The sequence below is a fragment of the Halorussus aquaticus genome (genome assembly GCF_024218795.1).
Taxonomy (GTDB): domain Archaea; phylum Halobacteriota; class Halobacteria; order Halobacteriales; family Haladaptataceae; genus Halorussus; species Halorussus aquaticus.
This window is the reverse complement of the sequence record NZ_CP100400.1, coordinates 456,198-469,155: the sequence shown is the minus strand read 5'-3', so window position 1 is coordinate 469,155 and position 12,958 is coordinate 456,198. Positions and strand designations below refer to the sequence as shown.

Below are 12,958 nucleotides of genomic sequence, written 5' to 3'. Positions count from 1 at the left end.
ACGACGGGCGGCCGACCCGAGTAGCCGAGAGCGCCCGCTACAGCACTCGCTGGAGGAACTTCTTGGCCCGGTCGGTCTCGGGATGGTCGAAGAACTCGTCGGGAGGTCCCTCCTCGACGATGCGTCCCTCCGACATCAACACCACGCGGTCGCCGACCTCGCGAGCGAACCCCATCTCGTGGGTCACGACCAGCATCGTCATCCCCTCCTCCGCGAGTCCCCGCATGACCCCCAACACCTCGCCGACGAGTTCGGGGTCGAGCGCGCTGGTTACCTCGTCGAACAGCATCACGTCGGGGTCCATCGCCAGCGCCCGAGCGATGGCGACCCGCTGCTTCTGGCCGCCCGACAACTCGGCGGGGAACGAGTCCAGTTGGTCGCCGAGACCGACCTCTCCGAGCAGGTCCTCGCCGCGCTGGCGGGCGGCGGCCTCCGAGAGGCCGCGGACCCGAACCGGCGCGAGCGTGACGTTCTGGAGCGCCGTCTTGTGCGGGAAGAGGTTGAAGTGCTGGAACACCATCCCGACCTTCTGGCGGAGTCGGTTCACGTCCACGCCGGGCGCGGTGATGGCCTCGCCGCCGATTCGGACCTCGCCGTCCTGAATCTCTTCGAGTCGGTTGACACAGCGCAGGAGCGTGGACTTCCCGCTCCCGCTCGGCCCGACGACGACGACGACCTCCTGTTCCTCGACCGCGAGGTCGATGTCCTTGAGGACGTGGGCGCTCCCGAAGAACTTGTCCACGCCGTCGAACTCGACCATCGGTTGACCGGCCGCGAGGTCGTCGGTCGTCACCTCGTCCGCGTCGCTCATCGGCGCTCACCCCACCCGAACCGTTCGCGCAGTCCGCCCGACGCCTCGTCGTCGTCGCCCGTCCCCCACTCGGCGCGGTCTTCGAGATACTGGACGGTCCGCATCAGCGGGAGCGTGATGGCCAGATACGTCACCGCCACGAGGACGATGGGCGTCCACGCGTCGAACTGGTTCGAGTTTATCTCCCGGAACACGGTGATTATCTCCGGGAACGCGATGACGGTCAGGAGCGACGTGTCTTTCACCAGAATCACTTGGTCGTTACCGATAGCCGCCAGCGCGTTGCGCCACGCTTGCGGCAGGATTATCTCCCGCATCGAATCGACGTACGACATCCCGAGCGACCGGGCGGCCTCCATCTGTCCCTCCGCCACCGCGTTGATGCCGCCTTTCACCGCCTCGCCGACGTACGCGGCGTGGTTCAGCGTCAGCGCGACGACGGCCGTGATGAACGTCCAGTCCACGACGAAGACCTCGGGGGCGACGACGTACCCCTCCGAAATCGGGAACTGCCCCGGCGGCCACAGCGACGGGATGCCGAGGTAGATGATGAACAACTGGAAGAGCAGCGGCGTCCCCCTGAAGAACTGGACGTACGCGGTGGCGATGGAGTGCGTAATCGAGGTGCGCGACACCCGACCGAGTCCGACGAACACCCCCGCGGTGACTGCGAGGACGCTGGAGATGACGACCACGATTACCACGCGGACGAACGCGACGACGAACCGAGGCACCACCGAGAACAGCAGGTCGTAGTTCACGTACTCGAACAGGATGAGCGCGATGAACCCGAGGATGACCGCGGTGAACACGAGCGCCACCGCCATCCCGGCCCACTTGACGCGCTCGTCGGTCAGGAGCCCCTCGTCGGCCGCGGCTTCGCCACTGCGCTCCTCGGCGTACGTCTCCGCCATCCGGAATTACCCGCCGTTGGTGGTCGTGTCGGTCGCGTTACCGGCGGTCCCGTTGGCCGTGGTCGTGCCCGGTGCCGGACGCGCGCGCGAGAGTATCGCCTGCGGTGGCTCGCCGGTGAAATACTCCTTGTAAATCTCCGCGTACTGGCCGCTCCCGATGACCGCGTTGAGTGCCTCGTTGACCTGCTGGCGGAACTCGTCGTCGTCCTCCCGAAACGCGATGCCGTACCGTTCGACCGTCAGCGTGAGGTAGGGCGGCGCGTTCTCGAACTCTTGGGCCGCCTGCCCCTCTCCTTCGAGCATCACGATGCTGTCGCGCTCGTCGGCGTACTGCAGATTCACGGCGTTGTCGTTGATGACCGCGACGGCCTGATTGTTCAGCAGCGCGTTGAACGCCCCGGGTATCTGGTCGTAGCTGTCGATGTTGAGGTCGCCGCCGAACTGCTCCTTGAGTTGCTGGGCGGCGGCCTCGCCGGTAGTGCCCTTCTGGACGGCGACCGTCTTCCCCTTCAGGTCCTCGACGCTCTGTACGTCGCTGCCCTGCAGTATCGCCACCGTCTGGTAGGCGATGAAGTACGGCTCCGAGAAATCGACCTGCTGGTCGCGCTGGTCGTTGATGGTCATCGCCGACATGATGATGCGGAAGTTCCCGTTGTTCAGACTCGGGATGATGGTGTCGAAGCCGGTCTGGACGAACTCGTAGTCCCGGTCCATCTGCCCGGCGAAGATGGCTTCCGCGAGGTCCACGTCGAAGCCCGTCAAATCGCCGCTCTGCGTGCGGTACTCGAACGGTTTGTACGGGATGTCCGACCCGATGCGGACGACCCCTTGGTCCTGCGCTCCGGCGAGTCCGCCCAGCGAGAGACCGCCGACGATTCCTGCGCTCCCCTTGACAAACGACCGCCTGTCGATGTCCATGTGTTTTCCCCCAAGTTCACGACTACACGATACTACATAACGTTGGCTCGAAACGTCCGAATTCGGAGAACAGAGCCGCTAAAATGAGCGTCAGTCGTCGCTCGGATAACCGGTCGTCGAGTCGGCCCCGCGAGCGTCGGGGGTGCGCTCGGCCTCGTAGGACCACAGCGTCGTCGCCAAGAGCGCGCCGAAGATTATCAGCGCGGCCGTGTGGTGAGCGACTTGGACGATGGGCGTGTAGATGAAGACCGTCGCGCCGCCGAGGACGACCTGAATCGGCGTGACCGCCAGCGCGAGGGTCGCCGCGCCGCGGATGCGCTTCTCGCCGGTGTACTTCCACGACCCGATGGCGGTGCCGAGGATGAAGAACCCGGTTATCATCGCTATCAGGCGGTGGAACCACTCGACGAAACTCGGGAACGTCTGCGGAATCAGGCCGCCGTCACAGAACGGCCACTGGGCCGAACAGGACAATCCCGCGCCCATCGCGGCGGTGTAGACGCCGAGCAGGATGAGCGCGAACGTCAGACCGGTCGTGACGGCCGCGAGGTGTCGGAATCTGACCATCAGTGCGCACCTCCCGACGAGCGTCTGAGTGTGTGGGTTTGCACGGTTGGAACTCCCCTTAGCGGTGCTTTCGGCCGGTCGCACTTAGGTCTGTTCGACTGCGCCTCGGTGACTTCGACGCGAGACGGAGTTCGAGGCCGAGAGACAGACGGCGAGGCGAGAACGAACCGCCCCGCGAACCACCGAATCCACCTGCTTCAAGGCCGTCGGTGACGACCGACCAGACATGACCAAACAGAAGCGCCTCGACGGCTACCTCGCAGAGAACGACCTCGAAGCAGTCTGGTTCGCCCGGCCGAACTCCTTCGCGTGGTTGACCGGCGCGAGCAACGTCGTGGACCGCGAGGGCGACGCGGGAGTCGCCGCGGTGGGCTACGACGGGGACGGACTCGAAGTCGTGACGAACAACATCGAGGCCGACCGCCTCCGCGACGAGGAACTCCCCGAGGACGTTCCGGTCACCGAGTTCGACTGGCACCGACAGTCGCTCGGCGAAGCGGTCGCGGACCGCAGTCCCGACCCCGCCGCGGCCGACTTCGACGCGCCCGGCCTGCAGTCGGTGGACGCCTCGCCGCTACGGCAACCGCTCACCGACGAGGACATCGAGAAATACCGGGACCTCGGCCGAGAGACCGCCGAGGCGGTCGAAGCGGTCTGCCGGGAACTCCAACCCGGTGACACGGAGTCGGAAGTGGCCTCCGCGCTCCGCGTCGCGCTCTCGGCCAGAGGCATCGAGGCCCCAGTGGCGCTGGTCGGCGGTGCAGAGCGCGCCGGGAAGTATCGCCACTACACGCCGACCGACGCCGAACTCGGCGAGTACGCGCTGGTCTCGGTCACGGCCGAGCGCCACGGACTCCACGCCAGCACGACCCGGACCGTCGCGTTCGAGTCGGAGATGGACGACGCGGCCCTGAACGAACTCGGCGAGCGACACCACGCCGCCCGTATCGTGGAGGTGACCGCGCTCGGCGCGACGCGGGCGATATCCGGCCTGTCGGGCGACCCGACGAGCGTCTTTCAGGCGGTTCAGGCCGCCTACGAACACCTCGGTCACGCCGACGAGTGGGAGCGTCACCATCAGGGCGGCGCGGCCGGGTACGCGGGCCGGGAGTGGATAGCCGCGCCCGAGATGGCCGAATCGGCCGCGATCACGACGCCGATGGCCTACGCGTGGAACCCGACCGTGCAGGGCGCGAAGAGCGAGGACACCGTACTGGTCACCGAGGACGTCTCCGAGTCCGACTCGGAGGCTCGCCGGTCGGAGTCCGGCGGCGGCTTCGAGGTGCTGACCGACACGGGGCGGTGGCCCACGACCGCCGTGGACGCCTACGACTACGACGCCGTGATAGAGCGCCCCGACGTGCTCGTTCAGGAAGACGACGGGGACTGAGTTCGTCGTCTGTCGAAATCCATTTCGACGCCTTCGGATACTTTTATATCGGCGGGTACGATTCTTCGGTCTATGGGACTAGACGAAGATTCACTCGACTATCACCGCGAGGAGCCGCCCGGGAAGATCGAGATCTCGACGACCAAGCCGACGAACACACAGCGCGACCTGAGTCTGGCGTACTCGCCCGGCGTGGCCGCGCCCTGCCGCGCCATCGACGAGAACCCCGAGGACGCCTACAAGTACACGGCGAAGGGCAACCTCGTGGGCGTCGTCTCGAACGGGAGCGCGGTCCTCGGACTGGGTAACATCGGCGCGCAGGCGTCCAAACCCGTGATGGAGGGCAAGGGCGTCCTGTTCAAGCGGTTCGCCGACATCGACGTGTTCGACATCGAGTTAGACCAAGAGGGCGCCGACGAGATAATCCGGACGACCAAGGCGATGGAACCCACGTTCGGGGGCATCAATCTGGAGGACATCAAGGCCCCGGAGTGCTTCCAAATCGAGGAGACGCTCCGCGAGGAGATGGACATCCCGGTGTTCCACGACGACCAGCACGGCACCGCCATCATCTCCGGGGCGGCCCTGCTGAACGCAACCGAGATAAACGACAAGGACATCGAGGACCTGAAAATCGTCTTCTCGGGCGCGGGCGCGTCGGCCATCGCCAGCGCGCGATTCTACGTCTCGCTGGGCGCGCGCAAGGAGAACATCATCATGTGCGACTCCTCGGGCATCATCACCGAGGACCGGGCCGAACACGGCGACGTCAACGAGTACAAGGCCCAGTTCGCCCGCGACGTGCCCGAAGGCGACCTCACTGACGCGATGGAGGGCGCGGACGTGTTCGTCGGTCTCTCGGTCGCAGACATCGTCTCCCAGGAGATGGTCCGGTCGATGGCCGACGACCCCGTCATCTTCGCCATGGCGAACCCCGACCCCGAAATCGGCTACGAGGAGGCCAAGGAGGCCCGCGACGACACCGTCATCATGGCGACCGGGCGCTCGGACTACCCGAACATGGTCAACAACGTCCTCGGGTTCCCGTTCATCTTCCGGGGCGCGCTCGACGTTCGCGCGACCGAAATCAACGAGCAGATGAAAGTCGCCGCCGCGGAGGCGCTCGCGGACCTCGCCAAGCAGGACGTGCCCGACGCGGTGGTCAAGGCCTACGGCGACCAACCGCTCCAGTTCGGGCCGGAGTACATCATCCCGAAACCGCTTGACCCCCGCGTCCTCTTCGAGGTCGCCCCCGCAGTCGCCGACGCCGCGATGGAGTCGGGCGTCGCCCGCAGCGAACTCGACACCGAGCAGTACGTCGAGACGCTCGAAGCGCGCCTCGGCAAGTCCCGCGAGATGATGCGCGTCGTCCTCAACAAGGCCAAGTCCGACCCCAAGCGCGTGGCGCTGGCCGAGGGCGACGACGAGAAGATGATTCGGGCGGCCTACCAGATGCAGGAGGAAGGCATCGCCAACCCCGTCCTCATCGGCGACAGCGAGTCCATCGAAGCCACCGCGGCCGACCTCGGTCTCGACTTCGACCCCGAAATCGCCGACCCCGCGAACGGCGACTACGACGAGTACGCCCGACGCCTCTATCAACTCCGGCGGCGCAAGGGCATCACCGAGAGCGAGGCCGCAGACCTCGTGCGCAAGGACAGTAACTACTTCGGGAGCGTGATGGTCGAACAGGGCGACGCCGACGCGATGTTGACCGGTCTGACCCATCACTACCCCTCGGCGCTCCGACCGCCCCTGCAGGTCATCGGCACGGCCGACGACGCCGACTACGCGGCCGGAGTGTACATGCTGACGTTCAAGAACCGCGTCATCTTCTGTGCGGACGCCACGGTCAATCAGGACCCCGACGAGGACGTGCTGGCCGAAATCACGCGCCACACCGCCGACCTCGCCCGCCGGTTCAACGTCGAACCGCGCGCGGCGATGCTGTCGTACTCGAACTTCGGGAGCGTGGACAACGAGGGCACGCGCAAACCTCGCAAAGCCGCCAAGCAACTCCGCGCGGACCCCGACGTCAACTTCCCGGTTGACGGCGAGATGCAGGCCGACACCGCGGTCGTCGAGGACATCCTGAACGGCACCTACGAGTTCTCGGAACTCGACGACCCCGCGAACCTCCTCGTCTTCCCGAACCTCGAAGCGGGCAACATCGGCTACAAACTGCTCCAGCGACTCGGCGGCGCGGACGCCATCGGTCCGATGCTGGTCGGCATGGACAAACCGGTCCACGTCATCCAGCGCGGCGACGAGGTCAAGGACATCGTGAATCTCGCGGGCGTGGCGGTCGTGGACGCACAGCAGAACGAGTAAAACCGCCAGTCTGGCGCTCCGGTTCTCCCTCACAGGTTCGCGGCGACGACCGCCACCTGCGAGGCGCAGAGCGCGACCAGCAGGAGATTGACGGCGACGTCGTAGACGAAGCGGGCCGCTCGCACCTCGTCGCGGACGCCGGGAAGCAACGCGACGGCTCTGACGACGACGTACGCGCCGGTCGCCACGGCGGGAACCGCGAAGGTAGCCACCGGTCGCGGGGCGCGCGTGAGTCGCACCGCGCCGTCGAGTCCCACGTGCCACCCCATCACCATCCGGCCGGGGAGGTCCCCGTAGAAGGCGATTCCGACCGCGAGCGTGAGTACGAGGAGCGCGAACGCGGTCAGGTCGGACAGGCGGACGTCGTGCGCGGTGAGCGAAATCGTCATCTCGGGTTCCGCTACGCACTCCGTAGTGTTAGCGGGGCGGACGCGACTTCACGCGCTGAAGCTGTCGTCAGGTTTTTATACCGATTCGGAACGTAACTCGATAACAGTGAGTGAGGACTGCGACGTGGAGGACATCGCCGCTCTCCTCGAAGACGAGACGGTACGCGCGATCCTCACAGCAACCAGCATCGAACCCATGTCAGCCAACGCATTGAGCGAACGGTGCGGCGCATCGGAGCCGACGATTTACCGGCGACTGGAGGACCTGCGAGCGTACGACCTCGTGGAGTCCCAGACCCGCCTCGACACCGCGGCGGGCCACCACCACAAGGTGTACTCGCCCCGCCTCGAACGCGTGACCGTCGAACTCGTCGAGGGGTCGCTCACCGTCGAAGTCAGTCGCCGCGAGGACGTTGCCGACCGATTCACCGACCTCGTCGAGGGGATGTGACGTGCTGGGACCGCTCCAAATCGCGCCGCCGGACATCCCGAGTTGGGTGAGACTGCTGTCCCAGGGGATGAACTTCGTCGCCGCGCTCGTCGGTCTCCTCGTCGCGTATCAGGCCTACCGCGGCTACCGGCGCAACGACAGCAGACCGATGCTGTTCATCGCGGTCGGCTTCATCCTCACCGTCGGTCTCCCGTTCGTGCTGGTCGTTCCCATGCTCCTCCTCGGAAACAGCCCCACCGCGGCGTCGGCGTACGTCGTACTCTCCAACGGCAGTACGCTGGTGGGACTCGGCTGTATCCTCTACGCGCTCAGGATGCCGACGTGACTCGAAGCGGGTCGCGCGGAGTCACACTACAGGCATCAGCCTCCATTCGTAGCGCAGGCAGTAGCTTCAACTGCCGCGCCGGAGAGGAACGCACATGGACTACCGCTCCGAGCGCGTCACGCTCGCGCGCCTCCCGTCGGGCGTCGAAATCGAGACGACGGTTCACACCTACGACGGCGAAGCGGACGGACCGACCGTCTACGTGCAGGCCGCACAGCACGGTCGGGAGATTAACGGCACCGAGACCCTGCGGCGGGTCCACGACCGCCTCACGTCGGGCGGAACCGAACTCGGGGACGGAGAGACCGAACTCGCGGGCCGAGTGGTCGCCGTGCCCGTCGCCGACCCCCTCACGTTCGACCGGGTGTCGTACACGACGCCCGAGCAGTTGGACAGCGTCAACCCGAACATGAACCGGGTCTGGCCGGGCGACGCCGACGGGACCCTCCACGAGCGCATGGCCGCGACGCTCTGGGAGTACGTCGCGGACGCCGACGCCGTCCTCGACCTCCACACCGGGAGCGCGGACATGCTCACCCACGTCGTGTTCATGGAGGGCGACGAGGAGTCTCGGGCGCTCGCGGAGGCGTTCGGCACCGACCTCCTGCTCTCGGAGGAGGCGGGCGAGGACGCAGACGCCGAGTGGGACGCCCGCGACTTCGGCGGGAAACTTCGGGTCGCGGCGACTCGGGAGGGCATCCCGACCGTCACGCCGGAACTCGCCCACAACAAGCACCTCGTGGAGGACGCCGTCGAGGCGGGCGTGTCGGGTACGCTGGACGTACTCCGCCACCTCGACCTGCTCGCGGGCGACCCCGCCGACGGCGACCCGACGGTGGCGCGCAACCACCTCGGCCGAGTCACGGCCGACGACTCCGGCCTGTTCCGGGCCGACCCCGACCGCGAGGTCGGCGAGCGCGTCGCGGCGGGCGAGCGCGTCGGCACGCTCTACGACCCGACGACCTACGAGGTGCTACAGCGCGTCGAGACCGACCGCGAAGGAATCCTCTACTCGCTCACACAGGAGGCGACCGTAACCGCCGGTAAGAAACTGCTGAGCGTCGCGCTCGTCCGCGAAGAGTGAGAGATGGAGTCCCCCGACGGAGCGGGTCGGGCAGTTCCACGACGGAACGGGGGTATCGTTCGGGAGTGGAGTCCGTGTCGCGTGACGAAGTGTGGAAAAGTGCCGGGTACTCGCGCGGCGTTACTTTCGCGCCGTGACGTACAGCACGGGCGCGACGACCAACAGCGCGATGCCGAGGAACTTGTAGTGGAGCGGCGCGAGACTCGACGGGACCACGACGAACAGCAGGCCGAACGTGATAGCGTTCAGTGACAGCACTTTCCGGGAGCCGAGCGGGATGGCCGCCACCACCGACAGGACGAACGCCAACAGCAGTACCTGCCCGACGTTGTACTTGAGCAGGAAGTCGTCGATGAGCGGCATTGGCACGAACTCTAGCATCTTTACCGGAAACTCGGCCCGAAATACCCTTTAAAGTTCCGCTATCCGGCAGTCATCCGGCGGTGCCTTCGAGGTTCAGCGGACGAACCCAGACGTACCAGATTGCCAGTATCGCCGTGAGATAGCCGCTGACCCAGACCGCGGTGCCGAGGGCGTCGTAGCCCGCGGCGGTCAGCGCGTACTTGAGCAGTCCGGGGAGGACGACGCCGAGCGCGAGCGCCGCTCCGAACCGGATCTTCTCGCCGCGGCCCATCAGCGACCACCGTCGTTTCGTCTGGTCATGCCCGCGAGTTCGAACTCCAAGACAGTCAAATCCTCGGTTCCGTTCGACGGACGACTCGGACGACGCTCCGCTTCGCCGGTTCTCTCCGTTCCTCACCGCGTCACCGTAACGCGCTGCTGTATCGACGAAGTACAAAAACGCAGATGGGGGAAGGGGATGAGACGACGTAGCACGACTGTTGGCTGACTGGTTGTGGCGTGCGGTGGCGAGATGACAGGTGCCTAGTGTCGGGGTGCGGCGCAACCGGTTGTGCACGCCACGTCGGGAGCGACCCATCCGAGGGTGAAAAGGCTCGCTAATTGACGATTATAGCTCTCCGTACTGCTATACTGGGCTCCCGACATCGGCGGGTTCGGACGGCGGCCCGCCACCCCGGTCGAATCGCCGCGGAATCTGCGGAAAACTCGCGTTCGGGAACTCCGGATTGTCGTGCACCGTCCCGTCGAAGTTACGGCGGCCGGACCACAGTTACTTGGTCTGGCCCTGAGAACCCCGAAATATGCGACGTGTCACGACCATCGGTCTCGTCGTGCTTGCGCTCGTCGGGTCCGCAGTCGTGGGGTCCGCGGTCGTGAAGTCAGCAGCCGTAGCGTCGGCCCTCACGGTCGAGCAGGGCGGCGTCGAAGCGGACGCAGTCGGACCGAGTGCGGTCGGAGTAGACGCAGTCGGCCTCGGCGCGGTCCGAGCGGACGAAACCGGACCGACCGCGAACGGGAGCGCCGACGCCGCCGGAGCGACGCTGGTCAGCGTCGGCGACACCCGAATCTGGCCGTACGTCGCTCCCGGCCGGACGTTCGACCGGCGGGCGAGTTCCATCAACGTCGTCGTCCGCGACGACCCTCGACGCGTCGAGCGGTACCTCACGGGCCGCCGCGAGTGGAACCACAGCGACGACGAGTGGGTCGGCGACCCGCCCGACGAGACCGGCGTCGTCAGCGACGAGCGCGTCCCGTGGCGCGACGCCCCCGGCGCGGCCCGCTACGTCTACGTCGCCGACCGGGGATGGGTCACCGAGCGGTACCAACTCCACCGCGGGGAGTACTTCGGCGCTCGCCACCACCTCCGGGCCTACGGACCGCGCGACGGGAACTGGACCGCGGTGCAGGCCCACGCCGAACACTGGGACTGGTTCACCATCACGCACACCGTCGATAGCGTGGAGGTCGCCCAGCGGCGGGTCGAGTCGGCGTTCCTCGGCAAGCCGGGGTTCACGGTCCGCCGCGTGTACCACGCCAACGACGACACCTACGACGCCGACGGGTGGACCACGGTGGTCGCGGTGGCGCTGGCACCCCTGCTCGGCCGTAAATCCCGGCGTTATCTCGCACGGCTCACCGACCGACGGAACCGCCGACGGGTCGCTCTGGCGGGGACGCTCGCCGCGCTCCCGCTCGTCGTTCGGTTCGGCGGCGTCCTCTGCGAGCGCCACCTCCCGTGGCTGTCGCCCGACGCGGTGGTCGCGCTCTGGTATCCGGTGCTGGTCGCGGGCGTCCCGCTGGCGGCCGTCGCCCTCGGTCGGCGTCTCCCCCGGATAGAAGCTGGCGCGCTCGCGTCGCTCGGGTTCGGCGCGGGTCTCGTCCTCGACTACGCCTCCCTCGGGGTCGCGGTCCTGCCGATTCCGGTCGCCGCGCATAGAGCGGTCGTGGTGGTCGCTGTCGGACTCATCGCGGCCGGGGCAGGGTCGGACGACGCGGGAGTCGCTGTTTCGTCGGCTGACGGGTGGACACCGGCGCTCCGGGCGGGTGCGGTGCTGTGGGTCGTCGCCGTGGTCGCGGGACACCTCGTCTGAGCGGCGGTTTTTTGCCGTCGGTCCGCGACGGAGCGTTCGTGAGCGCGATTACGTTCTTCGCAACGACCGACTCCGAGCGCATCGTCGAGTTCTACACCGACACCGTGGGTGCGGACGTGTGGCTCGAACAACCCGACTGCACGATTCTGAAGTACGACAACCAACTGCTCGGCTTCTGCGAGCGAGACGAGGCCGACACCGAGGGAATCGTGACCTTCGTCTACCCCGACCGGGAGAGCGTGGACGCGATGTACGAGACGCTGGCCGACCGCGCCCGCGACGAACCCCACGAGAACGAGACGTACGAGATTTACCAGTTCTTCGCGACGGACCCGGACGGGCGAACCGTGGAGTTCCAGACGTTCCTGCACCCGACGGACGACGTGTAGCTGTCGCTCGAAGCGTCTCCGTCTCAGAGGAGCGACTCCACGTCGGCGACCGAATCGAGGACGTGGTCCGGGGTCACGTCCGAACGCTCCGCGTCCGCGCGGGTACTCACGCCCGAGAGGACGAGCGCGGTCGTCAGTCCCGCGCGGTCGCCCAGCGCGATGTCGGTGTCGAGTCGGTCGCCGACGACCAGACACTCCGGTCCCCGGCCCGCGACTCGCGACTCGACCGCCTCGGCCGCGGTCCGGCCGGGTTTGCCGAGCATCGCGTCGGGGGCGCGGTTCGCGGCCTCGGCGAGGGCGGCGACGACGGGACCCGACCCCGGAACCGGGCGGTCGGCCGCCGGAATCGTCCGGTCGGGGTCGGTCGCCACGAACGCCGCGCCGTCTAACGCCCAGAGCGCGTCTCGAAGTCGGTCGTAGGTGAACTCCCGGTCGATGGAGGCGACGACCACTTCGGCGGCATCGGGGTCCGCGACCAGCGGGACGCCGCGCGCGGTCAGCATCTCGCGCAGACCCGCTTCGCCGAGCAGGTAGGTCGGAGTATCGGGATACTCGGCGGCCACGTGGTCCGCGGTGAGCGACCCGCAAGTGACCACGTCGTCGGGACCGACCGCGAAGCCGAGACCCGCCAGCCAGTCGGCGTAGTCGGCCGGTGGCCGCGTCGGGTTGTTCGACAGCAGGAGGAGGTCGAGACCGGCTCGCGGAGTCGGTCCACCGCCTCGATAGCGCCGGGAACTGGCTCGTCCCCGCGAACGAGGGTCCCGTCTACGTCGAGGACGACGCTTCTGATGGACATTCGCCGACTGTTCGGGCCGGAGGACCAAGATTCTGTCCGCACTCGGACCGGGTTCCTGTCCCCCCGAGAGCGCCGGGTCGGTTCACGAGACCGGACGTCGCCTACCGACCACAAGACACTTTATACGCACCTGTGAGACT

The 12,958-nt window shown here is 67.1% G+C and carries 15 protein-coding genes and 1 pseudogene; 7 read left to right on the top strand and 9 right to left on the bottom strand.

Annotated elements, in window-relative coordinates:
• Positions 1-37: 37 nt before the first annotated feature.
• From NGM06_RS02485 to NGM06_RS02470, 4 genes are all read right to left on the bottom strand, one after another.
• Positions 38-811, bottom strand: coding sequence for an amino acid ABC transporter ATP-binding protein (locus tag NGM06_RS02485; RefSeq protein ID WP_303658844.1), 774 nt, complete (start codon positions 809-811; stop codon positions 38-40).
• Positions 808-1,725, bottom strand: a complete 918-nt coding sequence (locus tag NGM06_RS02480) for an amino acid ABC transporter permease (protein WP_254268782.1) — start codon at positions 1,723-1,725, stop codon at positions 808-810. The genes NGM06_RS02485 and NGM06_RS02480 overlap by 4 nt, the downstream gene beginning before the upstream one ends.
• A 6-nt stretch (positions 1,726-1,731) precedes the next feature.
• Positions 1,732-2,637 (bottom strand): basic amino acid ABC transporter substrate-binding protein, encoded by a 906-nt coding sequence (locus NGM06_RS02475; RefSeq protein ID WP_368410503.1) that lies wholly within the window; start codon positions 2,635-2,637, stop codon positions 1,732-1,734.
• Between the two features lie 96 nt (positions 2,638-2,733).
• Positions 2,734-3,210, bottom strand: a complete 477-nt coding sequence (locus NGM06_RS02470) for a COX15/CtaA family protein (RefSeq protein WP_254268780.1) — start codon at positions 3,208-3,210, stop codon at positions 2,734-2,736.
• A 226-nt stretch (positions 3,211-3,436) separates the two neighbouring features.
• On the opposite strand from NGM06_RS02470, the gene NGM06_RS02465 reads away from it, so the two are divergent.
• The gene (locus NGM06_RS02465) at positions 3,437-4,600 is read left to right on the top strand and encodes a M24 family metallopeptidase (protein WP_254268779.1); all 1,164 of its coding nucleotides are present in this window, start codon (positions 3,437-3,439) and stop codon (positions 4,598-4,600) included.
• Positions 4,601-4,672: 72 nt separating this feature from the next.
• Positions 4,673-6,931 carry an NADP-dependent malic enzyme gene (locus NGM06_RS02460; protein ID WP_254268778.1) on the top strand — a complete coding sequence of 753 codons (2,259 nt, stop codon included), beginning with the start codon at positions 4,673-4,675 and terminating at the stop codon, positions 6,929-6,931.
• A gap of 29 nt (positions 6,932-6,960) precedes the next feature.
• Here NGM06_RS02460 and NGM06_RS02455 read toward each other — a convergent pair whose 3' ends face one another.
• The gene (locus NGM06_RS02455) at positions 6,961-7,320 is read right to left on the bottom strand and encodes a hypothetical protein (protein ID WP_254268777.1); all 360 of its coding nucleotides are present in this window, start codon (positions 7,318-7,320) and stop codon (positions 6,961-6,963) included.
• A 106-nt stretch (positions 7,321-7,426) separates the two neighbouring features.
• Between NGM06_RS02455 and NGM06_RS02450 the strand changes: the two genes are divergently transcribed.
• The 3 genes from NGM06_RS02450 (at position 7,427) to NGM06_RS02440 (ending at position 9,180) form a co-directional block, all read left to right on the top strand.
• Positions 7,427-7,771, top strand: a complete 345-nt coding sequence (locus NGM06_RS02450) for a winged helix-turn-helix domain-containing protein (RefSeq protein WP_254268776.1) — start codon at positions 7,427-7,429, stop codon at positions 7,769-7,771.
• Between the two features lies 1 nt (position 7,772).
• A complete protein-coding gene (locus NGM06_RS02445; protein ID WP_254268775.1) occupies positions 7,773-8,096 on the top strand; it encodes a DUF7521 family protein in 324 nt (107 codons plus the stop codon).
• A 94-nt stretch (positions 8,097-8,190) separates the two neighbouring features.
• Positions 8,191-9,180 carry a succinylglutamate desuccinylase/aspartoacylase family protein gene (locus tag NGM06_RS02440; protein WP_254268774.1) on the top strand — a complete coding sequence of 330 codons (990 nt, stop codon included), beginning with the start codon at positions 8,191-8,193 and terminating at the stop codon, positions 9,178-9,180.
• 120 nt (positions 9,181-9,300) lie between these two features.
• On the opposite strand, the gene NGM06_RS02435 is transcribed toward NGM06_RS02440, so the two are convergent.
• Complete coding sequence (locus tag NGM06_RS02435; protein ID WP_254268773.1) at positions 9,301-9,561, bottom strand: DUF8006 family protein; 261 nt, start codon at positions 9,559-9,561, stop codon at positions 9,301-9,303.
• A 52-nt stretch (positions 9,562-9,613) separates the two neighbouring features.
• Positions 9,614-9,814, bottom strand: coding sequence for a DUF7996 family protein (locus NGM06_RS02430; protein WP_254268772.1), 201 nt, complete (start codon positions 9,812-9,814; stop codon positions 9,614-9,616).
• A 529-nt stretch (positions 9,815-10,343) separates the two neighbouring features.
• Here NGM06_RS02430 and NGM06_RS02425 point away from each other — a divergent pair.
• Together NGM06_RS02425 and NGM06_RS02420 are read left to right on the top strand one after the other, a co-directional pair.
• Positions 10,344-11,633 (top strand): hypothetical protein, encoded by a 1,290-nt coding sequence (locus tag NGM06_RS02425; protein ID WP_254268771.1) that lies wholly within the window; start codon positions 10,344-10,346, stop codon positions 11,631-11,633.
• 38 nt (positions 11,634-11,671) lie between these two features.
• Positions 11,672-12,022 (top strand): VOC family protein, encoded by a 351-nt coding sequence (locus NGM06_RS02420; RefSeq protein ID WP_254268770.1) that lies wholly within the window; start codon positions 11,672-11,674, stop codon positions 12,020-12,022.
• 23 nt (positions 12,023-12,045) lie between these two features.
• On the opposite strand, the gene NGM06_RS24285 is transcribed toward NGM06_RS02420, so the two are convergent.
• Positions 12,046-12,285 (bottom strand): HAD hydrolase-like protein, encoded by a 240-nt coding sequence (locus NGM06_RS24285; RefSeq protein WP_368410502.1) that lies wholly within the window; start codon positions 12,283-12,285, stop codon positions 12,046-12,048.
• 279 nt (positions 12,286-12,564) lie between these two features.
• Positions 12,565-12,818, bottom strand: a pseudogene (locus NGM06_RS24280) (HAD-IIA family hydrolase); the annotation flags it as partial.
• Positions 12,819-12,958 lie beyond the last annotated feature (140 nt).